Origin of the sequence: Phyllobacterium sp. LjRoot231 (assembly GCF_964253365.1) — a bacterium.
GTDB lineage: Bacteria > Pseudomonadota > Alphaproteobacteria > Rhizobiales > Rhizobiaceae > Phyllobacterium.
On the sequence record NZ_CAXUQT020000003.1, the window covers coordinates 214,267 to 239,894 of the forward strand.

Sequence of the window (25,628 nt, forward strand, 5' to 3'; positions counted from 1 at the left end):
AATAGAATGTGCCGCTATGTGCTCCGAAAATCGCATAATGTCTCGTCTGGAACATCTGCTCCCAAAAGATTAGAAGCCACCGGTTTATGGGCAAATGTTCCCACGGCCAATACAGTCTGCGGCTTATAAGGGCGATGCTGACAGCGCCGGGTCCATGCGGGGCGGGTACCACGAGTTCGCTTCTTGCGTAGGAGACTGAGAAACAGTCGCACAGGCTCCTCTTTCTGGCTGAAGGTTTTTGGTAATCTCCAAAATTTTATCGCTCAAGCGAACCATTCCGCCGGGCTATTTCACGCATCGGCCGCGTATCGAGATTCTGCAACGCCGTGAGTTCTTAAATCCCTGAACCGTCGAGCTGCTCGGCGTCTTCGCCTTCCCAGGGTGAGGGCATAGAAGTGCGATTGAGATTGGCCGAGGGCATCGGCATCCAGCACTTCAATTCCGGCTCGGCATATTCGACGACGCGGCCGGGTGAGGAGTCAGAGGCGCGCCAGCCTTCGGCACCGAACTGGTCGCCATTAGACCAATACGCGAGATCAACTTCTGCCTGCCCCTGTTCGGACGGGCGGATAGTTACGAGGATTCGACTGCCGTCTTTCGGCGCGCTTGCCATGTGGCGCCAGCGGTCTGGCTCGTCCATCGTTTTTCCTCTTGCCTTGCTGCGGGTTGCAAGTGTCGCCTCGCCATCGAAAACGGTCAACTCAAACTTTTTCACAACTCATCCAGCGAACTCCGCTGCATACCGCCGCCTGACAACGAATGCCTCCTGGTCGCTTGTGGAAGGGCATGGCGTCCTTCAACCATACGCCATGGCGGCCCGGCTGCTGGCCGCCGCGGTTGCGTCAGGCCGGTCTGACGACACGGTGCTTCTTCCCACAGTCAATCTCGGCCTGAAATCCATTGCCGGCCCAGTTCACGCCTTGTTTCGGGTTTGTGCTGAAAAGATCGCATAATGGCCAGTCCGGAAATCAGCTCTCGCCTACGCCGCGTGCGCACGTTTGGAGTAGGCTAGGCTACATGGGCCGACCCGTCTTGGCGATGGCCTGTGACTTCGCGTGTAGGAGTTTAAGCTATTCCGTCTAGGACGGCGGCATCCGCGTCTAGTTTTCCTTCATTGAATTTGTGTGTAGGCACTGAGACGTAATCCAAACCACCCTTGTTTATAAAAATGATCCGGTGACGACCTTCCACTTCCAAGCGGATCATCCCATCCGGCGCAATGCCACCCTCAAATTCGACCAAGTCATAAAAGGCATCATAAAGTTCCTCAGAGGTGTGGATGTGGACAGTTCGACGGTCGCCCATCGAAAGTTGGTAAGTTATACCAGAAGCGAGACTGAATATACGGTCAGTCTCGAGTTGGTTCTTCTCGCGTTCGGTTTGAAGTTCCTCGGCTGCGATACGACCATCAGCTACAAGTTCTTCGTACTGCTCATCTGTGATCATGATCATCTTCTGGACGCGCTCAACGTGAGCTGGGTCAAAGTCCTCCATGTCATCGTCATTGTTAGCTGAGCCAAATACGCATTATGCACCTTCCAGCATTGCGGCGCTTGAACAATCACTGAGCTAGTGCCCTTGAATGACCGAGATGGGGCCGGTACCGGAACGACGGCTTTCGGGAGCGACTTGGATAAAGCCGGCAGTGTAGAGGCCCTTTCGGCGGGGTGGATGTCTCCGAACCTCGTGAAAGTCCGGATCGCGGAAGGCGGGCCGCGCTATCGACCCAAGGCGTACGCTGGGGATGTCCGCTTCCGGGCACTTGTCCACTGCAAGCGTCGCCGGCGGCCTGCTGCGCATCAGTCGCGCGATACAGACAGCCCCACGAGAAGCGGCGCGTACGCGGCGAGCCTGCGGGATACGAACTCAGTGAAGAGCCGCACGCGCTTCGTCTTGCGTGTCTCCCCCTGCGTGAGAAGCCAGAGCGTTCCATGCATGTGCAGGTCGGTGCCCGGCACCCTCACCAGTAGGGGGTCGGCATCTCCGACGAAGCACGGCAGTGTCGTCATCCCGAGCCCTTGCCGTACTGCAACGATCTGCGTCTCGCCGTCCGTGGTCCTGAACGGAACCCCCGTGGTGCGAACCTCACCCTCGCGGGCCCAGTCCGGGATGCCATGAATGCTTATGACGATCCACCGGATGGGATCCGGCGCACCCGCACGCCACGCGGCTAGTCGATCGCGAGACATGTAGACGCCGCCGAACAATTCCGGTCCCTTCAGGCCGTGAAGATTGAGCGGCAGGGTTTTGCGGTCGTAGACGACCCCTCCCTGTCGAGGAAGAAGCGGATCGCCCAGATCTGGCGCTGCTTCAGCGGCTTCTTGACGCCGACCTTTCGGCCGGCGTTCCATGCCGGACGTCCCAGCGCGGTAGGATCGTATTGTGCAATACCCATTTGATTTCTCCTTCGGCCACCATTGGCCGTTGGGAAAAACGCGTGAGCGCAAGGATTGACGGGGCCGATTCCGGTCAGGCAGCTTTCAAGAACCGCCCTGCGAAAGCAGACGTTTAGGTCGGCTGCCGTGATGTCTGGGTCTGACCCTATGCGGACCTTGCTATCGGCTCGGTTGAACGCGCTCGAAGCGGAGTCTAGCGTCGAACCGGTACACCACCCAGCACCACTTGCAAGTCGAACGCGCTGCAAATCTCCGGCTTGGTCTTGATGACCTTTGCTTGGAAAGATGCTAAGTTGCCCGGTAGTTCACAAAATCGAGCCGCTTCCCTATGGAACGCCGTCTTTCCGCGATCCTCTCGGCCGACGTGGTCGGTTTCAGCCGTCTGATGGGCTTGGATGAGGTGGGCACGCTCACTTCGCTGAAGGCGCACCGCCGGGAACTCATCGACTGTAAGATCGCAGAGCACCATGGCCGCATTGTCAAAGTTACCGGCGACGGCATGCTGGTGGAGTTTCCGAGCGTCGTGAACGCGGTTGCCTGCTCGGCGGAGATCCAGCGGGCCATGCCCGGGCGCAACGAGGACGTGCCGCAAGACCGCCGCATCGAGTTTCGCGTGGGCATCAACCTGGGCGATGTGATCGTCGACGGCGAGGACATATTCGGGGACGGTGTGAATGTGGCGGCGCGCCTAGAGGGAATCGCCCCGCCCGGCGGCATCGCGATTTCCGCTTCGGTCCGCGATCACGTCGGCGACAGGCTTGGCCTCGCATTCGAAGACTTGGGCGAACGGGAGTTGAAGAACATCGACCAGTCGGTCCGTGTTTTCCGGGTGCTTCTAGATGGCGCCCGGATGGTGTCCGACGGGCCATCGTTGTCGCTGCCGAGCAAGCCCTCGATAGCCGTGTTGCCATTCACCAACATGAGCGGGGACCCGGACCAGGGCTATTTCGCTGACGGGCTGGTCGAGGACTTAATCACCAGTCTGTCGAAGGTCGCCGGCCTTTTCGTCATCGCCAAGAACTCCACCTTCGCCTACAAGGGCAAGACTGTGGACATGCGCCAGATCGCCAAGGAACTGGGCGTCCGTTACGTACTCAAAGGAAGTGTCCGCAAGGACGCAAACCGGCTGCGCATTAGCGGGCAGCTAGTCGAGGTACCTTCGGCGACCCACGTCTGGGCCGACAAGTTCGAGGGCGCGGTCGAGGACATTTTCGATCTGCAGGATCGACTGACCGAGAGCATCGTCGGCGCGATCGAGCCGTCGCTGCGACGCGCCGAGATCGACCGGGCGCGCCGCAAGCGGCCCGGCAGCCTCAACGCCTATGACCTCTACCTCCGCGCCATGCCACATGTCCACGCGAACACGCCCGCCGACACCGACGAGGCACTGCGTCTCCTCAACGAGGCGCTGAGGCTCGACCCGAACTACGCTACAGCGCACGGCTACGCTGCCTGGGGCCATGAGCAGCGCTTTTTTCGCGGCGGCTTTCATCCTGAGGACAGGGCCGCCGCGCTGGAGCATGCCAACATGGCGCTGAGCATTGGCGCGAACGATGCGCAGGCGCTGAGCATCGGGGCTTTCGTCCACGCCATGATCACTCGTGACTACGAAGGAGCAATCGGCGTTCTCGACAGGGCGCTGAAATTGGACAGCAATTCGGCCTTGGCATTCGGTTTCAGTGCCTTGGCAAACGCCCACAGTGAACGCTATGAAAAAGCGATCGAGCACGCCATGAAGGCGTTGCGGCTCAGTCCGTTCGATCCTTTGAACTATCACCCCTACTGTGCGCTTGCGATCGCCTATTTGTTCACCGACCGTTTCGCCGAGGCCGCCCGCTTTTCGACCCTGGCAATCCAGGCAAACCCGAACTTTAGCGTGTCCCATGCATATTTGGTCGCAAGCCAAGTCAATCTTGGCAACCTTGCCGCGGCGCGGGCGGCGGCGCAGCAGCTCCTGGAAATTGCTCCAGGCTTCACGGTGAGTGGATTCGAACGGGCGCCCCTGTGCTTGGCTATAGGTCCGTCGTTGACGAAAGCGCTCGGCGCAGCGTTGCGAAAGAGCGGTCTGCCCGAATGAGCCGCTGCATCGTTGTGTGGCGCGGTCCCGGGCCGACCGTTTTCTCATCATAAGGAGTTCAACCAAGCGGCCACGAATGTCTGCAAATGGCGCAACCGCGACCTCCAGCGTGGTCGTCGGCAATGTCTGCTTTCAGGCGGTGGCAAAACTGACCTCAACGGCCGACATAATGCGCATACCGGCCGAGGTTGGCGCCGTCGTTAGGCCGAGACAGTCAAGTGCAAGTGCGCCTCCGTTGTCTTTTCGACCTCGCGAAATGGTGCCGCGACGGCGCCTGCGAGTTCGCCAAGATGGCGCGCATTAAAGACCCCCTCAATCTGCCTGCATGTAATCCGCCACGCTGTAGCAATGGCTCGCCTGATAGGCGTTCCGCCCCCGGTTCATGTGCGTCAGGTTGAACGTCCGAATGGCGCGCACCACGCGGCGGCTCGTGAGGAATTTGCGGATCGAGACAGAGCCTTGCACATTGATCCCGAAAATGTCCGCACCACGCGGGAAGAAATAACTGACGTGCTCTGGCATCGCGACGCTTTGCTCGAGAAAGGGTTCGTCCACTCGGCTCGGCGTGGCTGAACGATCCGTAGTGAAATCCGAAAGATGCACGATGAATCTGGCGCGGATATCTTCGCCTTGGGCATAGAGCGTGAAAAGCTCCATCCAGCTCGCATTGACGCGGACGAGCGGCTTGTCCGAGGTCGACGGCAGACAGGAAACCGACCAGTAGTAGCGCTCGGTCTTGCGTAGTATGGGAATGCAGCTTGGACCGTATAGCCCGAGAATCTCCAGTACTTTCCGTGCTTGCGGGCGACTAAGTAGCTTCTCAAATCGCGCGACATATTTGAAGCGCTGTTCCAGGGACTCCAAGCGATCGCTCGTGTCCGGCAAGTCGACCTTGCCCTCTATCCAGTCGCGCTGCTGCTCAGAATTAAGGAATTGCCGCACACCGGTGGTTCTCGGGCGAGAGGTCGCTACCATATCAGAAGCCCTGCGAAATTCGTGTGCTCGTCATCGACCGACTCCTGTGTTCTCGCTTATCCCTGATGTCGCACTGCACTTAACCGTAAGAATGCGGCCGTTCACGTTGAGTGCTGTACTTAATTTGAGAATGACATCGATTGGATTCTCAAATTAACAGCAATATTGACAATTCAGACGCCGCACGGTTCATGAGGCTATCTACCTGAAATTAATGGAATTTTATGAAGAGAGTACGCCTGAGCGCCTACAATTGTCAGCAACGAGCAAGAACCAACGTTGTGAAGATCCTTTCTCAAATTAACTGCAGTGGTCAGCATTGAATTCTCAAATAAACTGCAGGCTCTCAAATTGAGTACAAAGCTAAGTTATTGAAATCACTGACTCGGCATTCTCACAGTTAACTGCAGCACGACGCCGTCTCCCTATACCATTATGTCGAAAGCCGTACCGATCCTCTTGTTGCGGCGGTCTCGGCGCTGATGGTCACGATCACACTTGTCCTGGTGCTGATCATGGAAACGAGCCATGGGACTGCGCCGGGCCGTCGCAAAGTAACGCGGACGATCTTTTTCCGGCTGGCATTGGCGTGTGTCGTGGCTCTCCAGGAGATTTCTTTCCTGGAGGGAGTTCGGTTGCGCCTTTTAAACTCGTCCAAGGGCACTGTAACCTTAACTTGCCGGTTATTTTGATGACCGACAATGCTTTATGAACAACGCTTGCTCGCCTCTGTATCGCCGCCATCGTTTTCCAGCCGAAGTCATCGCCGAAGCAGTATGGCTGCACTTCCGCTTCCCACTGAGTTTTCGCATGGTCGAAGATATGCTGGCCTACAAGGGAGTAATTGTCACACACAAGACTATCCGACAGTGGGCGGAAAAGTTTGGCAGGGACTACGCTAGCAAGATCCGCCGCCGGACACCATGCCTTGGCGACAAGTGGCATCTGGATGAAGCCGTTGTTTCGATCAGGGGCAGGAAACACTGGCTGTGGCGCGCCGTTGATCAGGACGGCTTCGTCCTCGATGTCTTGGTGCAAAGCCGCAGGAACGCCAAGGCAGCCAAGCGTTTGATCCGCAAGCTGCTGAAGGTGCAAGGTCGTGCACCCCGGGTCATGGTGACCGACAAGCTCAGATCCTACGGGGCGGCCAACAGACAGATTGGACTAACCGTCTGCGATCATCGCCAGCATAAAGGATTGAACAATCGGGCGGAGAATTCCCATCAGCCGATACGACGACGGGAGGCGATTATGAAGCGCTTCAAATCACCCGCGCAGCTTCAGCGATTTGTTTCCATCCATGATCCCATTGCCAACCTTTACTGCTTTCCTCGCACTACCTTCACTTCAAACGATCATCGCGAACTTCGTCATGCTGCAATGACCGCGTGGCGTGAGATCACATGCGTGAGCGCCGCTTAAATCCACCATCAAAGACGGACAATGTGTTTGAGCAATATCGGCCACAAGTTAAGGTTACAGTGCCCATGCAAGGAATTGCCCATGGAACGCACCTACTCCCAGATTGATATGGATGAACGCCACAAGATCGCTCGATGGCGAACGACCGGCCGCAGTGTTTATCAAGAAAATTGACAAAGGTGAACCCAAGGCTCATGCGTAAGCGGGCATCTCCAGTGCAATTCGGTCGTAGACCACGTGAGGAACGAGTTTGCCACCCTCCCTTTTCTCTAGTTCTACTAAGCCGTACCGCTCCATCGTTCGCAGCGTTCGACTGAGATTCGATTTTGCTCGACCCGACATGGTTTCCAGCTCTGCTAACGAACACGGCTTTTGCTTCACGATGATATCGAGTAGAGCTTGATTTCGAGCTGACAAAACTTTTGCGAAACTTTCGACTGATGTAAACCAAACTTTTGGGTCGTCTTTTTTTGGCTTTAACTGACCCCGGGCAATAGCCATCGTTCGAGCTTTCATAGTCTCGTAGTTTGCAATTCCAACATGAAGTGTCTTCATTTGATCACTCCTACCTCTCTTAGGACCGAGTCAACTTCTTTCCAAAAGTCCTCGAGCAATGTGCCTGCATCGCTGTAATCGTACGGCCGAATCGTACGAAAACGATGCTTGTGGTCATACTTCTGTTTCGACCTGCGTCCTGGTCCTTTGACATCGGCGACTGGATGCGCATTGTCGAAGCCAACGATCCGTTCGCCAAAAGCGCTATGCAAAGTCAGCGAGTAGCTCAACCCGTGCGGCCGTTCTGGCGAAACAGGCGTCCTGATGACACCAAACTTGACCCAATAGTTGTCGTGGATGAACAACGTCTGGCCGTCCAAATCAAGCAGGGTGTCAAGACTCGTGTCACGCGAACTCATCACTAAGTGTTATCATTTAGTGATAACTACTGCAAGTTCAAGGCTGACGTAAGGATGTGCTGATTTTATCGCAGCAATATTCAGCAGCGCCTTTGCCATAGGATGGTACCAAGTTTGCCCGAATAGTTGAGGGTCATGCGCGTATAGGGTGCTGCGTGTCTAACCGCACCGAGTTGATCCGCCAAGCCTGCGCCCCCGGCTTGACTGATACCGCGAGTGATAGCACAGTTACGTTCGCTTTTCGGGGAGGATGGATGTCGCCTCTGATCAAGTTGGTTCGTGTCCTCGCGTCCTGGTTGCAGACGTTTCTTGCCTGGTTGCTCGGTGTCTCGATCACCGACTTCACGCCGCGCGGGGGCTGGCCTGGCACGATCCTCACGATCAGCGGCTATGGATTTTCCGCAAACCGCGACGAGAACGACGTCCGGATCGGCGCCGAGCGCGCGATCGTGATTGACGCAGCAAGCAGCATGCTCACCGTGCTGGTCGGCGAGGCAACGACGACGGGGGCGCTGAAGGTCATTGTTGGATCGGACTCCGGAACGGCCGCCGAGCTGTTTCAAGTGTTGCCGCGGCCAGCATTCGACGACACCAGCGCTGCCGGCCCGCCGCGATTTTTCCATGGACCGCAAAGCGGAACGCCCCAGACCAACAAGCCGAATCAGCCGGTGCTGGTCCTGTTCGCGCATTCTAACGACCAGAATCCCGACGATCCCGGCAAACCGCGTGCGACCCTTCGCAACGAGTTAATTGCGAACTGCGGTGAAGCGAACCGCTGGTGGCGCGAAGCGTCGTTCAACCGGACCTCCTGGACGATGACCTTCTCCGATTGGCTCGCCTTGCCGAACAGCGACAACTTCTATTTCTGGCGCGATACCGATACCTTTGTGGCGCGAAGGGACCTCCTCACCCATACGCTGCGTCCGCTCGCATGGCAGGGCAACAACATTGCGAGCGGCGCGATTCTCGTCGAGCATCCTAGTCCGCTCAACTATGCGTTCAAGCCCGGGGTCACGAGCGGAGGCGTGGATGTAACGGCGAACGCGCTGTCCGGAACGCGCCTGTACGTCGGCAACGCTACCGGCGGCGTGTTCATCCATGATATTGCCAACATGAACGCACCCGTGGCGCTCGGCAATATCACGATTGCCGGGCAATTCATCTCCGCGCTCGAGGTGGTTGGGTTGCGACTCTACGCGGCGTTGCGCGACTTTGGATTCGCCGTGATCGACGTGAGCAATCCTGCCGCGCCGACCCTCGTCACGCAAGTGAATGCGGGCGGCGGCTGCTACGCGCTGCGCGTGTCGGGGAACGATCTGTGGCTTGGACGCCAGGTCAACCTGGAGCAATACTCGCTGGTTGGCGGAATGCCGGGCTTCCTGAAGACGCGCGCGCTCGGTGGATGGATCACGGCGATCGATGCCGCGGGTCCACTTCTCGCGGTCGCCACCGACGGCGACGGCGTACATCTCTTCGACACCAGCGGTGGCGGCGCCCTTCCAATGGGAGTGAACCTCGACATCCTCAACGTGCGCGACGTGACGCTCACGGGCTCGATCGCGCTGCTCGCGGCCTATGAGACCGGGTTGGTCGTGCTGGACGTCGGCAATCCGGCGGCGCCAAAGAAGCGTGGACAGTTGAAGACGAAGAAGGCGGTCTGCCGGATCAAGGTCCAGGGCACGGAGGCGATGCTCGCACTCGGCGGACTCGACCTGCTGGCGGTCGACGTCTCCAATCCGGATGCACCGAAGGCGCATCACGGCGAGACGCCTTCCACCACCGATCCGGACGTGCCTGCGTTGCGCAACCAGATGAAGGCGGCGATGCTCGGTGAAGGGCTGGTGAAGGACAAGAGCCCTCTCTTCACGCACGCGTTGCGCGCGTACTTCAATTCGTTGCCGGGTGGCCAGTCGCAGGCGAACCTCAGTCAGTTCGTCGGGATCATCGTCCTCCTCAAAGGACCGTCACTGCGCGGCCAGAGCTTCCCCAAAGAGACTGCCGCGTATTTCTGGCCGGACAACATCCCCTTCTTCGACACCAAGGGGATGATCTACCTGGCGCACGATGCGGCGATCGGGCGCATCGCACACGAGATCGGGCACTGGCTGGGAATGGACGACATCTACCAGGACAAGCTCGATACCGGCGAGATCATCCCAGGCACGGCCCAGGCGTTTTGTCTGAGCGGATCGCACGACGACGAGCCGCTCTTCGCCGGTCGCGAATTGAACGACACCATGCACTTCCTGGACGCGCAGCCCAACAACACGCAGGTTCGTACGTGGTCGCCGACCGCGAAGCTGGATGAAGTGTTCACGTTGGTCGCCCATCACGGTACCGAGAACACTGATGGCAGCCGCAATCACATCCTGAAGCTGATCGCGTCGGAGGGACTGATTTACTTCGTGGAAACCCGCGAGCTCGCGCCCGCGGGCGTGCGCTTTGATCAGCATCTGCCGGTCGGGGCACCGGGACGGGTCGTCGTTACGCGCGCGACCACCGCCAAGTCGTTCTCCAACTCGCTCGAGCGCGCCGTGATGCTCGTCAATGTGCTCGACGTCGGCCAGCAAGCAGTCGATGCCGCACGGAACATGACCATCAGGGTCGAGGAGCGACTTCCCGGGACGCCGCTCGCGCATAAGGTTCGCGTGCGCTGGAATCAGCCCATCGCGGGCGATCCGAATGGCACGTTCGATCTTGCGATTACGCCGTGGTCCACTGAAACTTGGGAATCGGTCGACATCGCGGTTGACAGCAAGCGCAACGGCGACGGCGTGTTCGAGTTCTCCGCGCCGGGCAAGCCGGGAGAGCCGATATTGAACGGCGACCGGCCGTGGGTCAACCACCAGAACACCATCATCGCGAAGGTGAGGAATACCGCACCGGGCGATATCCCCGAGGTGTACGTGAGCTGCTACGTCACCTCGCCGCCGGGCATTGGAGACAACGGCAACTGGGCGCTGCTCGAAACGAAGCTGATCACGAACTTCAAGGGCAATAGCGTGCAAGACATCACCTTTGACTGGACTCCGAAGGCGGCAGGGCACACGTGCATCAAGGTGGCGATCCTGCCCATGCAGGGCGAGATCAATACCGATAACAATTCGGCGCAGGAGAACGTCGCGGTGTTCGATTCCGGCGCTGCCTCATCGCATCAGCCGTCGTAGTGTCGGCGGAGGTAAGGAGTCCGTTCTCGGTATTGCGCAAAGTCGATCTGGCGGTTCGCGGGCTGCCGCTCGGCTGGCATGCGGTAGTCGAATACGACTGGGTTTGGCTAGAGGGGAAAGGCAGTCATCCGGTGCGAGCAGTGATCTGGACCGATCGCGACTCCTCGGCGCCGCGCGACACACGCATCCCTGCGGATGCCTTCCCGAGAGTGGAGGGGTGGACCGACTTCGATCACCGCTACATCCCGATCGGCGGCATCCTGGCGCCGGTGCGCGCGGTGAAACGAGTCGTGATCCACACTTCGGTCGCTGACCGCCACGGTGCGTATGTCGTGTTCGGTAATCTCGTGCCGCCGCTGGCCGATGTGCCGCTTGCGATCGAGTTGACGCACGAGAGCGGCGCCGTGACACTCTTTCATACCCAAACCGACAGCCTCGGCAACTATTCAAAATCGATTGGCGTGTACGGCACAGTGAAACGCGGACGCTACAGCGTGCAGGCTCACACCGCGGGCGGCGGCAACGCGGCGGAAACCTCCGGTCCAATCGTCAGCCTGGACGTCATCAAGTAGCGAACGCCGACGACATCGTGTCGCTCATTCGCGTTGGCCCACATCGAGTCGATACAGTCCAACCCGGCATTGGTGCATCGATCCTTTGTCAACGGTTTGGCGATAGGCAAGCAAGATCGAAATCAGCTTGATCCGGGTGCCATGCCGTACAAACACAACGCAGATCGTCGTCATCACATCGGAAAGATGAAATTCAGGGTGACGAATTGGGCGGTTTATGATGCTGGTCTGCGCCGGCGTGGTAGCCTGACATTGTGGATCACGCCGGATGCATTGGCCGGGTGGCGCGCTCCTCGACGCAAGACCCGGGGAGGCCAAGCCCGGGGCACTGTCACGTTGCTGGGGTTGGCTGTGTCTCTCCCCGATTGGCGTAACCGTCATGCGGCTTCCCGGCTTCCGGCGACGTCCTGCCAGACGGTCATCGCTACGGTTCGAAGTTCCCGATAGTCGATTGCGGAGAGGCTGTGGCGGGGAAAGTGGAAGAGGTTGGCGATGGGGTCGTGAACCGAGACGAAGCGCTGGAGATGGCGGGCGGATTTGAACCGCTTCATGATGCGTTCTCGTCGTCTTATCGGTTGATGCGAATTTTCGGCCCGGTTGTTCAACCCCTTGTGCTGGCGATGCTCGAACGTCATGCCCATTTTCGTCCGTGCGGCACCATAGGAACGCAACTTGTCGGTGATCAGAACACGTGGCGCACGCGCCTGTTTACGGATGAGCTTGCGCAGCAGGCGCTCGGCGGCCCGCTTGTCGCGGCGGCTCTGTACCAGGGCGTCCAGTACAAAGCCGTCCTGGTCGACGGCACGCCACAGCCAGTGTTTTTTGCCATTTATGGAGACGACGACTTCATCCAGATGCCATTTGTCGCCAAGCTGCGGTGTGCGCCGCCGAAGGCTCTTGCCGAAATCCTGACCGAACTTCTCGGCCCAGCGTCGCACCGTTTCGTGGCTCACGACAATCCCGCGTGCCGCCAGAAGGTCCTCGACCATGCGCAGACTGAGCGGAAACCGGAAATACAACCAGACCGCATACGCGATCACCTCCGCCGGAAAGCGGTGGCCGCGATAACGGGAATGTCGAACCTTGCTCATGCCATCGAAACTGCACGAAATCCGGACCAGCCGTCAACGTGACAGTGCCCAACGAACCCTTCGAGAAGTGGAGCGAGGAAGGCGGGTCAACGGACATTGCGGCTCGCGCAAATCGCCAATGGAAGAAGATGCTGGAAGAATTTGAAGCGCCACCGCTCGACGTCGCCGTTGACGAAGCGTTTTGCGACTTCGTGGCAAGACGCAAGGCCTCCATGGCTGACGGCTGGTACTGAACAGGGCAGGATTGATTGGATGTCCCGTGCATGGCGATTTATGGCTGGCCGCGAAATGTTAAGTGCCTTAGCCGCCGCCGAGTAAGATCCGTGCTCGTCGATGGCGATAAGCGCGGAAATTTGAACGGAAGTGACGTTTCCTGGCATCGGGTCTCCGATACCTTTTGCCGTCCGACCTGTCTCGGCCACGGCCGCCAATGCACTTTCGATTCGCCGCAGCGCGCGCTCGACGCGAATGCGGAAGACCTCACCCTCGTGCGTAAGAAAGCTACCATTCCGGCGGCGCTGAAATAGCAAGACCTCCAACTGTTCTTCGAGATGAGCGATCGACTGACTGATGCCGCGTCGACAAGGTCCTGGCGTACCGCTTGTAGACTTGGCCGAGACATAAACATGCCACCAGAACAATTGAACAGGTCCGGCGGCTGGAGTAACAAATGTTCGTAATTGAGACACGGGTTCACGAGTCGATTGATGGCGAAACCTTCACACTGGAGTTCATCGGCGAGGACAACGAACTAATTGTGGCTACCCTCCGCAAGGGCATCATAGCCAATGTGTTTGGTGAAGAGACGGCTGTTGCGAAGGCTCAGGCAGTCTTGGGGCAGGTGGCCAATTTCGACCTGACAAAGGAATGACCGCCCATCTGCATCCCTGCTCCGGCGACGGGGCTGACAGTTCTGGTCGCTGTTAAGCACGGCTCCTAACGGGGGTCCTCCTCGAAACCTAGTGCTTGAGAATCTGCTGCCCGACATAAATATCCGCTTCCTTCGCAGCCTCGATAAATGCCGCTCGCGCTCGGGTACAAGTGATTTTGCCGTGCAGCGCATCAATACATGCCTGGCGGGCTGCCGAAAGCTTCTCGCCGTGTGCAAGCGGCCAGTGGTACAACAGAAATTCTGCGGCTTCGCCGATTGACAAAATGTTCCGCGTTTTTTTGGCATTGCCCGTAAGGACAGTCACGTAGGGGAATGGCAAATTACGCATGACCGAAAAAGCCGCGTCGAAGAGACCCGCTTTTGGAACACACTGGCGCTGAAATCCCCATGCTATGGATTGGCGGGTGTGGGCGTTCGTTCTCTGACGTAGATATCAGCCTCCTTTGCAGCCGCAACGAATGCCGACCTTGCATGCCTGGGTGTTACCCGACCATCCAGCGCCTCAACACAGATCTGACGGGCGGCTTTGTATTTTCGACCCTTCTCCTCTGGCCAATGTTGCATAAGGAATTCCGTCGCTTCTTCCACTGATGCAACATTCAGTATTTGACCGCCAGGTTGGGTCATGATTGTCACGTGGTGAAAGGGCAAAACACGCATACCCAGAAACGCGCGAAATCATTTGCAGTTCCAAATGACGAGCACACGTCGAGGAGTCTGGCTTTGTCTTTGGGAACGGACGTGGGACGAAACTGGACTGCAAACTCGAATCTAAAAACTGCCAAACTATCGATCTTACCCTCACCCGAGAAGTGACTCCGGCACGCCAATTCATTGCGGTTCATGCGGTGGATACATGGGGACATGGGTCGAACTGGATTTCATCGCACAAGGCGGCGAGGACGGTTTTTCGAAATGCACGACGATCAATTCATAACGGTATGCCAGCATTGCGACCGTAGCTTGGGGCGATCCGCCGGATGGGAAGAATCGCACCTAAAGCCAGCAAACATTTGTTTCTTCAGCGTACAACCAGGAGTAATATTGCAGCCCTATCTGCGAGGAAACCGAAGATGCAAATCCCGGTGAGGTCATCGCTTCTGCGTGTATTTATCGGTGAGGATGACCGGGCTAACGGCATCCCCCTTTACGAGGCCATTGTCTTGAAAGCGCGGGCTGCGCATTTGGCTGGAGCGACAGTCTTCCGTGGTCAGCTTGGTTTCGGGCGTTCAAGCAGGTTGCACACGGCGCACATGCTGCGGCTTTCGCAAGATTTGCCGTATGTCATCGAAATCATCGACACGGAAACGAAGATCGAAGCCTTTCTGCCAGCCCTTACCGCATTGACAAAGAGCTGCCTGATCACAGTGGAAAAGGTGAACGTTTTTCGCGACGATGACGAGGTTGGCATGCCTGCAGACAACGTGTCCAGCGACGGATGGCGGCAGCAGCGCAATGACGTGTAAATCGCCGTTGGACAATTGAACGCTAGAGGAAAGAATACACCATGGCCGCCGAAGACCCCTTCATCACTGCTCTCAAGATCCACAAGCGATGGGCCGACCGCTATTCGATTGTGTCGATCATACTGGTCGTTCTGTTGCTGAGCAGCGCGTCATTGCTCGCCGATATGACCGCGGCGGATGCTGCGACACGAACGGGTATGATGATTGTAATGGCATCGGTGATAATCGTGGTCTGCATCTGGCAGGCGGCCGGCATGATTGCAGCACGTGTTCATCAACTTCTGTTGCAGCAACCGGATAGAACGAATATCAGGTCCTGATCATTCCCCTGTTTCGGAAGCCGTCTCCATGAGTCTTGAAGCGTGTGTCCTTGTGCTGTTCGGCGGATTCTTCGGCGGGGTGGCCCGCTTCTTTCTTTCCGGCTTCGTCGGCAGACGCTTCGGCGAGACCTTTCCGTGGGGCACGTTCGTCATCAATGTCACCGGAGCTTTCGTCATCGGGCTTGTAGCTGGATTGGGCCGCTCGTCCGGCGGCCTGTTTACCGGGGCGATGTTTCGCGACTTTGTCGTTGTCGGTTTGCTGGGCGGCTATACGACGGTATCGTCCTTTTGCCTGCAAAGTCTCAATCTGGCCTTGGACGGTGAGCATCGCCAGGCCCTGTTCAATGTTGTCGCCTCGTCGGTCCTTTGCGTGATCGCGGTCGGTATGGGTTTCTGGATGGCCCAATGGATGGTGGAGCGGTGGTCGTGATCGGCAGCCGGCCCAGGGCCGAGGTGTGGCGACCGTATCTGGCGGTCGGATGCGGGGCCGCCATTGGATCGTTGCTGCGTTTTTTGTCAGGTTTCGTCATCGTCTCCGGGTTCGGCCAAAGCGCCCTTTGGGTAACTGCCTTCGTGAACGTGGTCGGGTCGTTTGTCATCATGTTGTTTGCGACTTTGACTGGTCCTGACGGACGCTGGCTGGTTGCTCCGGCGGGACGCCAGTTCATCATGGGTGGGATCTGCGGTGGCTTCACCACCTTTTCTGCGATGAGTCTCGATTCATTCATGCTGATGCTCCAGGGCGACATGTTTCGGGGTGCCCTTTATCTCGGAGCGGTCGTATCTTTCTCGCTCGCGGCTGCCTGGGCTGGGTACATGCTCGCTGTGCGCATCAACAGATAATTGGAGGATGATATGCAACTTCCCAAAGAATCGACGTTGCTTCGGATATTTTTCGGAGAGGAGGATACAACCGCTGATGGCACACCGCTCTACCAGGCGATCGTCGCCAAGGCACGGGAGATGCACATGGCCGGGGCAACCGTTTTGCGAGGGCCGCTCGGATTCGGGCGTTCGAGTGTTTTGCACACTGCAAAAATCCTGCGTCTGTCACAGGATCTTCCGATTGTGGTGGAGATCGTCGATTCCTCCGAGAAGGTCGAGAAGCTGATCCCCGAGATCATGGAGATGACGAAGAGCTGCCTCATTACGACCGAGAAAGTCCAGATCATACGCTACGGCGACGGTGACTAGGTATCAGTTTTCTCGCTAGTGTGGGGTCTTCCTCAAAGTGCGTGGTTGGGTTGATTGGCGGAAACGTTGTCACTATCCCCGCGCATGCAAACACAATCAACATGGTCGCCCGGTTCCCGGCGTGCGAGTCCTGGGTGCCGAACCCGTCAATGATGGCTGGATAGTTTCGGCTGTTGGACCAGCGTTTAGCGCCGGTCCTGATTGTGGGAAACGGTTCAGGCTTCGACATGGTTGGTACGACCGATGTCTTCAGGACCTGCCGGCCCAAGGGAAAGTCGTAACAGTCAGGCTCCGCCTGAGCCGCTGGCGCTGTCCGAACAAGAAGAAATGCGAGCGGCTAACATTCGCTGATCGACTGCCCGAAATTGCCTCCGCCTACGCGCGCCAGACGAAGTGGGTGGCCGAACTCGTTCGGCTTTTTTGCGGACCATATCATAGTCGGATATCGGAGCATGCGTTGTTAATGATATACAGTGACTGAACACGGGGGCTTTCTTGAGTGAATAAAAAGAAATGACCGTCCTCAGGGGCGCGAGTTCATATGGAGATCACTCCAGGGGAATTGCTCCGGCCAACGACCACACGGTCCCGGCCCTCGTTTTTGGCCTGGTAAAGGGCGCGATCCGCGGTATTGACGATGTCGGTCCATTCAACACCATTCTCAGGATATGCGGCCACACCGAATGATGCAGTGACGGTGCCCAGCGTGCGACCGCGATGCATGAGATGGATCTGCCTGATCGCCTGGCGCAGTGATTCGGCACGCTCTGCGCCGCTTGCCAAAGAAACCCCGGGCAAAATGAGAGCAAACTCCTCACCACCATAGCGTGATGCAACGTCGCTCTCACGCGCATGGTCAAGCAGCACGCCAGCGACATGCTTAAGGACAAGATCGCCGGCTTCATGGCCAAAAGTATCATTGAACTGCTTGAAATGGTCGACATCGAGCATGATCATCGCGAAAGGCTGCTCGGAGCGCTGCATGCGTCGCAACTCGCGGTTGCCAGTTTCCTCGATATAACGGCGATTAAAAAGCCCGGTATTTGGATCGCGGATCGATTGTTGCCGTAACGTTTCCCGCAGGCGCAGATTCGCAAGCGCGAGCGCCAACGTGTCAACGACCCCGCGCAGGATCTGATGCCGCTCAGCTAGCCACTGCGGCTTTATCGCCGCGTGTGGTTCGCACAGGTGCAAGATACCCAGCGTCTCACCCTGCGCAGCCAGAGGCATGCAGACATATCCGCAAGCTTCGCCATCGGCGATATGGCTGCAGCGTGGCGCGAGCAGGCCCGGGCCAGAGACATGCTCCTGGCCGCGCCTCAGCGCCCAGCAATCTTCCGGCGCAAATTGGGCTGCGCTTGAACGGATGTCGCCCCAATGTGCCATTTCTTCGACGAGATTGCGTGACGCGCTGGTCAGATGGACGGTTCCACTCAGATCGTTGAAGAAATCTGGCATGGCAGAGCCGACAACCGCAAACGCCTCTCGAAAAGTGACGCAGGCCTGGAGCAATTCGCCAAGCTTGACCAGGCGAGCAGTGGCCTCAGAGTTCTGCTGCAGTTCAAGGTTCAAAATTGCCAGTTCCTCGACGCGCTGGTTAACCGTGCGCTCCGCCCGTCGCAGTTCACTGACGTCACTGAAACTCAGCACCGTACCGCCGTCAGAGCGATTGAGTGGGCTGCAGCTCGCGATCACCAGCAGTTGCGAACCATCCGGCCTAACCAGGCGTATCTCGCTTTGGTGTCGACGGCCGGTGGCCAGAGTCATGTCGACAAGCGAAGTTCGCGGCGCGAACGTTTCTCCAGTCGTGCTTTGCATCTCGATGATCGATTGCCATTCTTGTCCTTCGATCCTGTCGTGTCGCCGCCCGAGGATTTCAGCTGCTGCGGGATTGACGGTTGCTATCTGTCCCTTGCCGTCGATGACTGTGATACCTTCAGCCACGGTCTGGACAATATCTTCGATGTAGGTTTTTTGATCGACAAGATGCGTGCGAGAAGATTCAAGCTCGACCGCCATGGTGTTGAATCCCTGTGCCAGTGGCCCGAACTCATCCTTGGAGGTGTGGTTTATGCGAGCCCCGACATCACCTCGCGCCAAGGATTGGATGCCTTGAGTGAGCCCGGCCAAGCCGGCGTTGAAGCCTCGTATCAGGAAGAAGGCGAAAGCTCCCGCGACCAGCACTGCAGCCGCGGTGCACAGGCCGATGAGCCACAGAATGTCGTTCGTGCGACGTTGCGCTTCGCGCAAGAGCGGCGTGTATTCGAGCAGTACGGCACCAATGATTTTATTCGGCGATTCCCCGACCGGCACCACAATGAGCTCAACCCCTTCGGGCGCATCATTACTAATTTCGGCAAACTCCCGCACAATGCCATCCTCGATCGTCCGGGTAACTTCGTTGCCGCGATCGTGATTGAAGAGTGTGCCAATGTTTTGCTCTTCGCCGCCGATGTCGGCCAAAATGACCTTGTGGCGATCAACCACGACGAAGTCGCGCCGCGAAAGACGATGTTGCGACGTCACGAATTCGCGCAGTGCATCGGGCCTTTCGAACAAAGAACGAGGCTCATCAGAGGCTTTGAAGACAATTGTTCCGGCCAATTGTCGCGCGACGTTTGTCGCCTCGGTCAGCGCGACAGATCGGGTCAATATTATCTGGGAATAAATCGCAATACCACCGACTAAACCGATCAAAACCGCGGCGAGTCCAACTGTAGTGATGATTTGGGTCTTGATATTCATTTGCTCAGCCTAGTGTGCCGGATGCGGTATTACGCGCTGAATTTATTCAATATGCTGAAAAAACCACAGTTATTTCTTACGACGTGCCGACAGGGGCGGCCGCTCATAGTATTCGACAACAGATTGGGGGAACTCCTCGCCTACAATGCCGAACGCTCCGCCCTGCGCCAAAATAAGCCGCGCGGTCTGGAACATAGACGGCATTTCGTAGATCGACGGAAAGCACCTTTGTGCGATCATTCAGAATGCTGATGACGGCATGTGTGGTCCCAGTCTTGGCCTAAGTGTCCATTCCTTGAACGTCGAAGTGTTGTCGACGCCAGCATTGGTCCTGGTATCGGGCGCGGTCTAGCGAATCCCGATTACCCTCTTTAATACCCCTATCGGGGATCCGCGTCTTCAGCGTCTACCGTTGGGTAGAGGCTGCTAATAGTGGTATCGCACAAGCTCTCACTTGCGATTTTGTATGCCAAGGGTTGGGGACATCCTGATCTCCGCGACGGTCAAGTCGTCGGTCAAGATGGCGGTCAAGGATGTCAACGTCGCCTGATTTTTGAGTGTCGTTGTCGCACTGCACTTAATCGTAAGAATGCCGCCGTTCACGCTTGACTGCTGCACTTAATTTGAGAATGACTGAAATAGCCCCCGAATTATCCGGACAGTCCCTCACACTTAATTAAGTGGTAGGAGTATTGTTAGGAATATGACCAGTCGCATGCCCCATATTGAGATTTTGAACGGACCGGAACGGCGCCGTCGTTGGACGACAGCCGAGAAGCTGGAAATGGTTCAGGAAACCTACGAGCCTGGCGCTACGGTCAGTCTCGTTGCCCGTCGCCGGGGTGTTGCGCCCAATCAGCTGTTTGGCTGGCGCAAGCTGGCAGCTCAGGGTGCCTTGATGGCAACGGGATCGGAAGAAGAAGTTGTGCCAGCTTCGCAATACCGCGCCCTTCAGAACCAGGTCCGTGAACTTCAGCGGCTTCTAGGCAAGAAAACCATGGAAACGGAAATCCTCAAGGATGCCCTTGAGGTCGCCACGGATTCAAAAAAACAGACATTGCGGTCCTTGTCGTGGCCGAAGGACGGCACCCGATGAACCCCATCTGCGATATCTTGAATGTTTCCCGCTCTAATATTGCCGAACGCTCATCCGGCAGACCGGCCATGCGGCGCGGCCGTCCGCCACAACCCGATGCTGATTTGGTCGAAGAGATCAAAGCCATTATTAGTGCCATGCCGACATACGGCTATCGCCGTGTTCATGCAGTTTTGCGCCGAAATGCCAAGGCGGAAAACCGTTCATGGCCCAATCACAAGCGGGTTCACCGGGTGATGAAGGTTCATGGCCTCTTGCTTCAGCGCCATACCGGCAATCACGAAAGCCGCAAGCATGACGGCCGTGTCAGCGTTGACCAATCCAATCTGCGGTGGTGTTCCGACGGCTTCGAGATCGGATGCGACAATGGCGAAAAAGTCCGTGTCGCCTTCGCTCTCGATTGCTGCGATCGGGAAGTGATCGGCCATGTCGCAACCACAGAAGGGATCAAGAGCGAAGACGTGCAGGACCTCGCCATCCTTGCTGTCGAAAGCCGCTTCGGCCAGGTCAATACATTGCCGCACTCCATTGAATGGCTGACGGACAATGGCTCCTGTTTCATTGCCAAAGACACCAAATCCCTGCTCAAGGACATTGGCATGGAAGCACGAACCACTCCGGTCAGAAGCCCGGAATCGAACGGCATGGCCGAAGCCCTCGTCAAAACCTTCAAGCGCGACTACGCCGACGTTAATCCAGCGCCAGACGCAAAAACCGTCATTAAATCCTTGCCTTTGTGGTTCGAGCACTACAATGCTCTTCACCCGCACAAAGCTCTCGGATATCGTTCACCCCGAGAGTTCATCGCTGACCAAATCAACCCGTGAAACTGTCCGATCTTTCGGGGGCATCTACAAATTTGAGAATGACGTCGCTTGGATTCTCAAATTAACTGCAATATTGAGACTTCAGACGCTGCGCGGTTCGTGAGGCTATCTACCTGAAATTGATGGAATATTTTGAAGAGTGAGACGCCTGAGCGCTCACACCTGTCAGCAACGAGCAAGAGCCAACGTTGTGAGGATCGTTTCTCAAATTAACTGCAGTGTTTAGCATCAAATTCTCAAATAAACTGCACGTTCTCAAATTAAGTACAAAGCCAATCCATTGAAATCATTGACTCGGCATTCTCATAATTAACTGCAGCGTGACACCGCTCTGAATATTCAGCGTGATAAGGTTGGCCGAAGATCCACAAGCCAGAAGGGTGAGGCCCGGCTGAGGAAAGGGGACGGGCCGAGCCTCCGTTGCAGTCGCTGCACATACAACGTGGGGAAGACTGTCGTTCGCGAGTGTCGCTGTCAAATCACATTGAGGCGAGAAAAGAGAGACGAAGTGAGGCCCAGGTTGGCCACCGTCGGTGCCGGGCCTCACTGTCAGGTAAGGTTATTCCGTCCCCTCCCGACAGCGGCACAGTGTCTTTCGATAAATCAGATGTCAACCGCTAAGCCCGGCACCCGCTATCTGCGTGGCGGGCTTTTGCATTTCCAGAGCCTGCTTCCCAGCCTCTGTGATTTGCCATTTCCAGCTTGTGGGGCCGCTCTGAATATACTCAGACCAACCTTGGCGCTCACAGGAAAGCTCGGTCTGGCCGTGTGGCCGATAGTGCCGATCAAACAGCGGATCGCTTTTGAGGCCTAAAATCCAGAAATGCTGAAGTTTCGTCAAAGTCATGGCTAGCTACCAAACCTTTCGAAGATTTGGCAATCATACATGTCATGCTGCAATCAATGATACGTGGCTTTGCGATCCAAGACGATTTCGCGATGGGCCGCAATGGACGCAATTATCTCAAAGTCGCGCACGCCCTCATCGAACAGTTTCATTATGGTGCGTGCCAAGCGATCCTCATTTTTGTAGGACACCGGCGGTTGGCCGAGAAGCTCACAAGCCTTAATGTGGGCGTCCTCCAAAATGCACCAATCTTCTTCGCTATAGGTGGGGTTTTCAAAATGATGCAGAGACATGATGGCCTCCTTCCACCAATTGGCGAGCTCTTTTGCGTCTCTCAATCGCTAGTGTGCCGTTGACAGACCCAGCGACCCGAATATTAAAAAACTCACTTGGACTGGCGTCAAGCCTATGTCTAATGGTGGACAATCACGCTAGGCACGCCGTCGCGGCTTGCTCTTGTTGTCGGCTTGCCTGTGGCTGTCAGGAACACGCTCGTTTTATTTCGAACAGCGCTTTGGCAATCGCAATGTCAGCCTCCGAGCCGGCGGTCTTAGCTGTTACATCAGCCAACCGATCACCCAGATTGGCCAAAGCAAGGGCGACTTCATATCTATCCCAACCAGCCTCCAACGCTGCTTCAGTCAGAGCTTGAAACTCAGTCTTCAAAGCAGCTTCGCATTCGTCGATGCGGTCCAAGTGCTCGACCGACCCTTGAGGCGATGGAACTCTCATGGGGGAAATTCTAGGCTTGGAACGACAATACACAACGCGACTTTTTGAGGTAACGCACCACTTCCGGAGTAGCCCCGGGGGCCTGAACCTTGTCGCGCTCTCTGTCGCTACTTTGTTTGACATTATTGCAGAAGGTGGCATCCTTCAAATTCGTAGGGGGGTACTGCCATGGAACATGTATCAGATAAGCTTGGAAACTTACTGGCACAGCTTTTGGAAGCTGACAGGAGATTTTCCGCATATCTGGCGAACCGATGGTCTGCGGTAAAGAGTGCTTTGGTAGCGGCCTACTGCGCGGTAGTTGACGCTTTATACTAGGGCCGACGCCACGCCTTAGCCGCCTTATGCCACTTCGGCTTGCTTCTAACGGGCTCATTCTCTGGCGGAGCAATATAAATTCTAGACTCGCGTGCCGCTTCTATGAACGCCACCCTTGCCACAGCAGCAGAGCATTCACCGGCAAGACACTTCGACAGGATAACCTTTGCGTTCGAGAGTTTGGGACCGCCTCTTTCTGGCGCCACCCCTCCATTATGAACTTCGCTGCGTCGTAAGCGGTGCCGATGCCGCGCATCTGGCCTGGCTGGCTCGTAAGGACTGTGACAGGCGCGAATGCTCTATAGTCTTCCATGCGGTCATTGCAGCACAATGACCTTGCCGATTCCACCCCATCGATTTCTTTAGGGAAAAAAGACGGCGAGGTTTCGCTCACCGTCTAGTTCATGAGCCCTGACAATTGGTAAGGGGGATGGTCAGGGACGCAGCCGAACTGGTCTCGGCAGGCAAACAACCCAACGAATGGAGCTTTGTTCCGCATTCGTCCGCCAGTGGACAATGAATCCATTGTTTTGTCTAAGTGATGCGATGCCGCCCGGGCTTGAACACCAACTTTCTCATTGCGCGGCTGATGCGTCTAAGGGGCCGCCCCAGACGCCGTCGGTGCTTCATTCTCAAATAATAGTGCAGCCTGCCACCATTCCTTGCCATATCGGCCCCGTCAGTTGTCAGCATCACCTTTGTGTTCGCCGCAATACCATTCCTGTCCATAGCGTTTTTCGAAGCCAAACGATCCCCAGGCATTGCAGCCTTCGTGCATGCAATCGTGTTCGAACAGCTTGGCTGGAGGCTTCTCCATATGGGAAGGATAGGCAGGCTTTTCAGGTGTTTCAGACATCGTTCACTAACCCTGTCCGCGACCTATTGCACTGGCGATTAGAGCGGTAGTGTTTGAACTGTGGCGGTTCAGAATTATACGGCACAACGTTCTTCCAGCAATCAGGACAAACAAAGATGTTCTTCGGTATCCGAAGAGCATCCTCGATCCGAATGCGATCCAGAGATTGATCAAACATTCGCCTAAAGGCGATGGTCATCGGCGGGGCGCTGCTTTTACTCGATGACTTGGCCATCAGGGCTTCTTCATCAATTTTCTCAGTTCTGTTTCAACTGACAACAGCACGTTTTGATGCATGGCCAGGTTTGTATTCTCGGCAACCTCGATCATTGCTGCCAGAACTTCTTCTTTTGTCCAACCGGCAACAAAGGCGTCGCCCAGGAGCTCGAGCATTCGATCCTCAACAGCCCTTTGACATTCGTTGAAGCGGTCGGGGTCGTTTCTAATGCGCGTCGGGCCGGGAATAGTCACTGCCTGAACTTCTCCAATGGGAATCTTTCCTTGTTGACCGGAGCGTGGCCAAAATTCTCGACACTATAAAGAGCAAGCACTTGCGGATCACCATCGTCGGGCATCCCAGAGAAAATGTACACCTCGCCCATCCCAGGATGCTGTCCATGAGTACCTACAAACGAGAATTCATCAGGATCGGCGGATTCGTGAAAAGTGATGTTTACGACCCGTTCGTCTTGCTCGTGGAAGATGATTTCTACGGAACCTGAAAGCTCGCGTTTGTCAGCCAACGCTTCACGGACTTCGTACTCAAACTCGGGATCAAAATACGGATCGAGCGCAAAGTCTTTGCCGCGAAACCTGACTTTCCATGTCATCGCTCAATCCTCCACAGCTTGAATAATAATTGACGTCCTATCGTTCACAAGCTCTAGTCTGCGGCATCTTTCATCTTGACGAAATGGGATTATGTTCTCTTTTTGTTCTCATGACAATAACAATCCGCAGATTGGGGCAGGCCGCAAAATATCGCATGTTTTTGCAGGTATGTTGCCGGAAATGCCGGAAGGAGACGACGTTTTTACGCGCCGGACCTTATCCACGTTTGCAATCCTGAATGTCCCTTGGAGCGCTTGCCTTTCCGCTGCGATCGATGCGGGGCTAGAGCGACTGACATTATGGCCTTCGAGGTCAACCGGGACAGGTCAAACAGGAAGCGGCTCGTCTGGCGCCCGGTGGAGATGTGACCGTGGAAGCTGATGGCGGCACAGTCGGTGACACGATCGACAGGGGGTATTCTCTTTGGGCGCATTGCTATGGGCGCGATTGTCATCACTCCAGCAAAATTGACTTAACCGAATTGGCCAGACGGCTGGGCCGCGATCACGGAACTATGCGCAATGACTTGGTGCCTAAACTTCGGTACTCCGCTTGTGGATCGAAGAACGTTGGTATCTCAGCGATGCCGTATTGAGGTGGTGTGACAGCGGAACCTTCCCTTGCGGTTAGCAGTTAAGAACCCATCACGAGGAGAAATTAATATGGGTGATCCGATACCTGGCCCAGAGCCAGAACCAGAGCCAGAACCGAACCCGCCGCTGCCGGGCGAACCGCCTATCCCCGACCCTAAGCCTGGACCAGTTCCGCCAGTAATGGAGCCACCGCCAATTCAATTGCCGGATGAGACGCCGTTGCCAAATCCCGACGAGGTGCGTGAACCGCCAAAACGTGTCTGAGTGGGCTAGGATCAATTTTACCTATTTCACGCG

27 protein-coding genes and 6 pseudogenes are annotated in these 25,628 nt (G+C 56.6%); 15 read left to right on the forward strand and 18 right to left on the reverse strand.

Features of this window, described 5'->3' with window-relative positions; all coding sequences use genetic code 11:
• Positions 1–334: 334 nt before the first annotated feature.
• The 4 genes and pseudogenes from ACSQ3H_RS27090 to ACSQ3H_RS27105 form a co-directional block, all read right to left on the reverse strand.
• Entirely contained in the window at positions 335–640 is a 306-nt protein-coding gene (locus ACSQ3H_RS27090) for a hypothetical protein (protein ID WP_106713774.1), read from the reverse strand.
• A gap of 425 nt (positions 641–1,065) precedes the next feature.
• Positions 1,066–1,446, reverse strand: coding sequence for a hypothetical protein (locus ACSQ3H_RS27095; protein WP_436120179.1), 381 nt, complete (start codon positions 1,444–1,446; stop codon positions 1,066–1,068).
• Between the two features lie 353 nt (positions 1,447–1,799).
• Positions 1,800–2,264: pseudogene (locus ACSQ3H_RS27100) on the reverse strand (LysR substrate-binding domain-containing protein); the annotation flags it as partial.
• A pseudogene (locus ACSQ3H_RS27105) lies at positions 2,264–2,395 on the reverse strand (integrase); the annotation flags it as partial. The pseudogenes ACSQ3H_RS27100 and ACSQ3H_RS27105, both read right to left, overlap by 1 nt.
• Before the next feature lie 329 nt (positions 2,396–2,724).
• Between ACSQ3H_RS27105 and ACSQ3H_RS27110 the strand changes: the two are divergent.
• A complete protein-coding gene (locus tag ACSQ3H_RS27110) occupies positions 2,725–4,473 on the forward strand; it encodes an adenylate/guanylate cyclase domain-containing protein (protein WP_436120180.1) in 1,749 nt (582 codons plus the stop codon).
• Between the two features lie 312 nt (positions 4,474–4,785).
• Here ACSQ3H_RS27110 and ACSQ3H_RS27115 read toward each other — a convergent pair whose 3' ends face one another.
• Positions 4,786–5,448 (reverse strand): hypothetical protein, encoded by a 663-nt coding sequence (locus tag ACSQ3H_RS27115; RefSeq protein WP_436120181.1) that lies wholly within the window; start codon positions 5,446–5,448, stop codon positions 4,786–4,788.
• 708 nt (positions 5,449–6,156) lie between these two features.
• On the opposite strand from ACSQ3H_RS27115, the gene ACSQ3H_RS27120 reads away from it, so the two are divergent.
• Positions 6,157–6,870: an IS6 family transposase gene (locus ACSQ3H_RS27120; RefSeq protein ID WP_436120182.1), complete on the forward strand. Its 714-nt coding sequence runs from the start codon at positions 6,157–6,159 to the stop codon at positions 6,868–6,870.
• 192 nt (positions 6,871–7,062) lie between these two features.
• Here the strand turns inward: ACSQ3H_RS27120 and ACSQ3H_RS27125 are convergent, their stop codons facing one another.
• Both ACSQ3H_RS27125 and ACSQ3H_RS27130 read right to left on the reverse strand, forming a co-directional pair.
• Positions 7,063–7,425, reverse strand: coding sequence for an HVO_A0114 family putative DNA-binding protein (locus ACSQ3H_RS27125; RefSeq protein ID WP_436120183.1), 363 nt, complete (start codon positions 7,423–7,425; stop codon positions 7,063–7,065).
• Positions 7,422–7,784 (reverse strand): toxin-antitoxin system TumE family protein, encoded by a 363-nt coding sequence (locus tag ACSQ3H_RS27130; RefSeq protein ID WP_436120184.1) that lies wholly within the window; start codon positions 7,782–7,784, stop codon positions 7,422–7,424. The genes ACSQ3H_RS27125 and ACSQ3H_RS27130 overlap by 4 nt, the downstream gene beginning before the upstream one ends.
• A gap of 254 nt (positions 7,785–8,038) precedes the next feature.
• Between ACSQ3H_RS27130 and ACSQ3H_RS27135 the strand changes: the two genes are divergently transcribed.
• From ACSQ3H_RS27135 to ACSQ3H_RS27145, 3 genes and pseudogenes are all read left to right on the forward strand, one after another.
• Complete coding sequence (locus ACSQ3H_RS27135) at positions 8,039–10,951, forward strand: IPT/TIG domain-containing protein (RefSeq protein ID WP_436120185.1); 2,913 nt, start codon at positions 8,039–8,041, stop codon at positions 10,949–10,951.
• A gap of 32 nt (positions 10,952–10,983) precedes the next feature.
• Positions 10,984–11,523, forward strand: a complete 540-nt coding sequence (locus ACSQ3H_RS27140; RefSeq protein WP_436120186.1) for a hypothetical protein — start codon at positions 10,984–10,986, stop codon at positions 11,521–11,523.
• A gap of 141 nt (positions 11,524–11,664) precedes the next feature.
• Positions 11,665–11,883 (forward strand): annotated as a pseudogene (locus ACSQ3H_RS27145) (IS5/IS1182 family transposase); the annotation flags it as partial.
• Between the two features lie 17 nt (positions 11,884–11,900).
• Here ACSQ3H_RS27145 and ACSQ3H_RS27150 read toward each other — a convergent pair.
• A complete protein-coding gene (locus ACSQ3H_RS27150; RefSeq protein ID WP_436120187.1) occupies positions 11,901–12,614 on the reverse strand; it encodes an IS6 family transposase in 714 nt (237 codons plus the stop codon).
• 50 nt (positions 12,615–12,664) lie between these two features.
• On the opposite strand from ACSQ3H_RS27150, the pseudogene ACSQ3H_RS27155 reads away from it, so the two are divergent.
• Positions 12,665–12,847, forward strand: a pseudogene (locus ACSQ3H_RS27155) (trimethylamine methyltransferase family protein); the annotation flags it as partial.
• Positions 12,848–12,877: 30 nt separating this feature from the next.
• On the opposite strand, the pseudogene ACSQ3H_RS27160 reads toward ACSQ3H_RS27155, so the two are convergent.
• Positions 12,878–12,994: pseudogene (locus ACSQ3H_RS27160) on the reverse strand (helix-turn-helix domain-containing protein); the annotation flags it as partial.
• Positions 12,995–13,284: 290 nt separating this feature from the next.
• On the opposite strand from ACSQ3H_RS27160, the gene ACSQ3H_RS27165 reads away from it, so the two are divergent.
• Positions 13,285–13,485, forward strand: coding sequence for a hypothetical protein (locus tag ACSQ3H_RS27165; RefSeq protein WP_436120188.1), 201 nt, complete (start codon positions 13,285–13,287; stop codon positions 13,483–13,485).
• Positions 13,486–13,573: 88 nt separating this feature from the next.
• Here the strand turns inward: ACSQ3H_RS27165 and ACSQ3H_RS27170 are convergent, their stop codons facing one another.
• A complete protein-coding gene (locus tag ACSQ3H_RS27170; RefSeq protein WP_436120189.1) occupies positions 13,574–13,834 on the reverse strand; it encodes a DUF982 domain-containing protein in 261 nt (86 codons plus the stop codon).
• Between the two features lie 62 nt (positions 13,835–13,896).
• Positions 13,897–14,166 (reverse strand): DUF982 domain-containing protein, encoded by a 270-nt coding sequence (locus ACSQ3H_RS27175; protein WP_436120190.1) that lies wholly within the window; start codon positions 14,164–14,166, stop codon positions 13,897–13,899.
• A 413-nt stretch (positions 14,167–14,579) separates the two neighbouring features.
• Here ACSQ3H_RS27175 and ACSQ3H_RS27180 point away from each other — a divergent pair, with 413 nt between their 5' ends.
• The 6 genes and pseudogenes from ACSQ3H_RS27180 to ACSQ3H_RS27205 form a co-directional block, all read left to right on the forward strand.
• Entirely contained in the window at positions 14,580–14,972 is a 393-nt protein-coding gene (locus tag ACSQ3H_RS27180) for a DUF190 domain-containing protein (protein WP_436120191.1), read from the forward strand.
• Between the two features lie 41 nt (positions 14,973–15,013).
• Positions 15,014–15,292: a hypothetical protein gene (locus ACSQ3H_RS27185; protein WP_436120192.1), complete on the forward strand. Its 279-nt coding sequence runs from the start codon at positions 15,014–15,016 to the stop codon at positions 15,290–15,292.
• 28 nt (positions 15,293–15,320) lie between these two features.
• Complete coding sequence (gene crcB, locus ACSQ3H_RS27190) at positions 15,321–15,722, forward strand: fluoride efflux transporter CrcB (protein ID WP_436120193.1); 402 nt, start codon at positions 15,321–15,323, stop codon at positions 15,720–15,722.
• A complete protein-coding gene (crcB, locus tag ACSQ3H_RS27195) occupies positions 15,698–16,135 on the forward strand; it encodes a fluoride efflux transporter CrcB (RefSeq protein WP_436120194.1) in 438 nt (145 codons plus the stop codon). The genes crcB (ACSQ3H_RS27190) and crcB (ACSQ3H_RS27195) overlap by 25 nt, the downstream gene beginning before the upstream one ends.
• Positions 16,136–16,147: 12 nt before the next feature.
• Positions 16,148–16,486, forward strand: a complete 339-nt coding sequence (locus tag ACSQ3H_RS27200) for a DUF190 domain-containing protein (protein ID WP_436120195.1) — start codon at positions 16,148–16,150, stop codon at positions 16,484–16,486.
• A gap of 84 nt (positions 16,487–16,570) precedes the next feature.
• Positions 16,571–16,904: pseudogene (locus ACSQ3H_RS27205) on the forward strand (ISL3 family transposase); the annotation flags it as partial.
• Between the two features lie 119 nt (positions 16,905–17,023).
• Here the strand turns inward: ACSQ3H_RS27205 and ACSQ3H_RS27210 are convergent.
• Positions 17,024–19,231, reverse strand: coding sequence for a diguanylate cyclase (locus tag ACSQ3H_RS27210; RefSeq protein WP_436120196.1), 2,208 nt, complete (start codon positions 19,229–19,231; stop codon positions 17,024–17,026).
• A 703-nt stretch (positions 19,232–19,934) separates the two neighbouring features.
• Between ACSQ3H_RS27210 and ACSQ3H_RS27215 the strand changes: the two genes are divergently transcribed.
• A protein-coding gene (locus tag ACSQ3H_RS27215) for an IS3 family transposase (RefSeq protein WP_436115654.1) occupies positions 19,935–21,154 on the forward strand; the annotation gives its coding sequence in 2 pieces (ribosomal slippage) (positions 19,935–20,274 and positions 20,274–21,154; 1,221 coding nt in all).
• A 900-nt stretch (positions 21,155–22,054) separates the two neighbouring features.
• On the opposite strand, the gene ACSQ3H_RS27220 is transcribed toward ACSQ3H_RS27215, so the two are convergent.
• The 6 genes from ACSQ3H_RS27220 to ACSQ3H_RS27245 form a co-directional block, all read right to left on the reverse strand.
• Entirely contained in the window at positions 22,055–22,294 is a 240-nt protein-coding gene (locus tag ACSQ3H_RS27220) for a hypothetical protein (protein WP_436120197.1), read from the reverse strand.
• Between the two features lie 187 nt (positions 22,295–22,481).
• The gene (locus tag ACSQ3H_RS27225) at positions 22,482–22,697 is read right to left on the reverse strand and encodes a hypothetical protein (protein ID WP_436120198.1); all 216 of its coding nucleotides are present in this window, start codon (positions 22,695–22,697) and stop codon (positions 22,482–22,484) included.
• A 350-nt stretch (positions 22,698–23,047) separates the two neighbouring features.
• Positions 23,048–23,257, reverse strand: a complete 210-nt coding sequence (locus ACSQ3H_RS27230) for a DUF982 domain-containing protein (RefSeq protein ID WP_436120199.1) — start codon at positions 23,255–23,257, stop codon at positions 23,048–23,050.
• 473 nt (positions 23,258–23,730) lie between these two features.
• The gene (locus ACSQ3H_RS27235; RefSeq protein ID WP_436120200.1) at positions 23,731–23,907 is read right to left on the reverse strand and encodes a hypothetical protein; all 177 of its coding nucleotides are present in this window, start codon (positions 23,905–23,907) and stop codon (positions 23,731–23,733) included.
• Between the two features lie 234 nt (positions 23,908–24,141).
• Complete coding sequence (locus tag ACSQ3H_RS27240) at positions 24,142–24,378, reverse strand: hypothetical protein (protein ID WP_436120201.1); 237 nt, start codon at positions 24,376–24,378, stop codon at positions 24,142–24,144.
• Positions 24,375–24,737 (reverse strand): hypothetical protein, encoded by a 363-nt coding sequence (locus ACSQ3H_RS27245; RefSeq protein WP_436120202.1) that lies wholly within the window; start codon positions 24,735–24,737, stop codon positions 24,375–24,377. The genes ACSQ3H_RS27240 and ACSQ3H_RS27245 overlap by 4 nt, the downstream gene beginning before the upstream one ends.
• A gap of 663 nt (positions 24,738–25,400) precedes the next feature.
• Between ACSQ3H_RS27245 and ACSQ3H_RS27250 the strand changes: the two genes are divergently transcribed.
• Positions 25,401–25,595, forward strand: a complete 195-nt coding sequence (locus ACSQ3H_RS27250; RefSeq protein WP_436120203.1) for a hypothetical protein — start codon at positions 25,401–25,403, stop codon at positions 25,593–25,595.
• The last annotated feature ends 33 nt before the right edge of the window (positions 25,596–25,628 follow it).

What these genes read in the sequence shown, in the direction of transcription:
- ACSQ3H_RS27090 (WP_106713774.1), bottom strand. Translation starts at nt 640, where the DNA reads ATGGACGAGCCAGACCGCTGGCGCCACATGGCAAGCGCGCCGAAAGAC.
- ACSQ3H_RS27095 (WP_436120179.1), bottom strand. Translation starts at nt 1,446, where the DNA reads ATGATCACAGATGAGCAGTACGAAGAACTTGTAGCTGATGGTCGTATC.
- ACSQ3H_RS27110 (WP_436120180.1), top strand. Translation starts at nt 2,725, where the DNA reads ATGGAACGCCGTCTTTCCGCGATCCTCTCGGCCGACGTGGTCGGTTTC.
- ACSQ3H_RS27115 (WP_436120181.1), bottom strand. Translation starts at nt 5,448, where the DNA reads ATGGTAGCGACCTCTCGCCCGAGAACCACCGGTGTGCGGCAATTCCTT.
- ACSQ3H_RS27120 (WP_436120182.1), top strand. Translation starts at nt 6,157, where the DNA reads ATGAACAACGCTTGCTCGCCTCTGTATCGCCGCCATCGTTTTCCAGCC.
- ACSQ3H_RS27125 (WP_436120183.1), bottom strand. Translation starts at nt 7,425, where the DNA reads ATGAAGACACTTCATGTTGGAATTGCAAACTACGAGACTATGAAAGCT.
- ACSQ3H_RS27130 (WP_436120184.1), bottom strand. Translation starts at nt 7,784, where the DNA reads ATGAGTTCGCGTGACACGAGTCTTGACACCCTGCTTGATTTGGACGGC.
- ACSQ3H_RS27135 (WP_436120185.1), top strand. Translation starts at nt 8,039, where the DNA reads ATGTCGCCTCTGATCAAGTTGGTTCGTGTCCTCGCGTCCTGGTTGCAG.
- ACSQ3H_RS27150 (WP_436120187.1), bottom strand. Translation starts at nt 12,614, where the DNA reads ATGAGCAAGGTTCGACATTCCCGTTATCGCGGCCACCGCTTTCCGGCG.
- ACSQ3H_RS27165 (WP_436120188.1), top strand. Translation starts at nt 13,285, where the DNA reads ATGTTCGTAATTGAGACACGGGTTCACGAGTCGATTGATGGCGAAACC.
- ACSQ3H_RS27170 (WP_436120189.1), bottom strand. Translation starts at nt 13,834, where the DNA reads ATGCGTAATTTGCCATTCCCCTACGTGACTGTCCTTACGGGCAATGCC.
- ACSQ3H_RS27175 (WP_436120190.1), bottom strand. Translation starts at nt 14,166, where the DNA reads ATGCGTGTTTTGCCCTTTCACCACGTGACAATCATGACCCAACCTGGC.
- ACSQ3H_RS27180 (WP_436120191.1), top strand. Translation starts at nt 14,580, where the DNA reads ATGCAAATCCCGGTGAGGTCATCGCTTCTGCGTGTATTTATCGGTGAG.
- ACSQ3H_RS27185 (WP_436120192.1), top strand. Translation starts at nt 15,014, where the DNA reads ATGGCCGCCGAAGACCCCTTCATCACTGCTCTCAAGATCCACAAGCGA.
- crcB (WP_436120193.1), top strand. Translation starts at nt 15,321, where the DNA reads ATGAGTCTTGAAGCGTGTGTCCTTGTGCTGTTCGGCGGATTCTTCGGC.
- crcB (WP_436120194.1), top strand. Translation starts at nt 15,698, where the DNA reads ATGGATGGTGGAGCGGTGGTCGTGATCGGCAGCCGGCCCAGGGCCGAG.
- ACSQ3H_RS27200 (WP_436120195.1), top strand. Translation starts at nt 16,148, where the DNA reads ATGCAACTTCCCAAAGAATCGACGTTGCTTCGGATATTTTTCGGAGAG.
- ACSQ3H_RS27210 (WP_436120196.1), bottom strand. Translation starts at nt 19,231, where the DNA reads ATGAATATCAAGACCCAAATCATCACTACAGTTGGACTCGCCGCGGTT.
- ACSQ3H_RS27220 (WP_436120197.1), bottom strand. Translation starts at nt 22,294, where the DNA reads ATGTCTCTGCATCATTTTGAAAACCCCACCTATAGCGAAGAAGATTGG.
- ACSQ3H_RS27235 (WP_436120200.1), bottom strand. Translation starts at nt 23,907, where the DNA reads ATGTCTGAAACACCTGAAAAGCCTGCCTATCCTTCCCATATGGAGAAG.
- ACSQ3H_RS27245 (WP_436120202.1), bottom strand. Translation starts at nt 24,737, where the DNA reads ATGACATGGAAAGTCAGGTTTCGCGGCAAAGACTTTGCGCTCGATCCG.
- ACSQ3H_RS27250 (WP_436120203.1), top strand. Translation starts at nt 25,401, where the DNA reads ATGGGTGATCCGATACCTGGCCCAGAGCCAGAACCAGAGCCAGAACCG.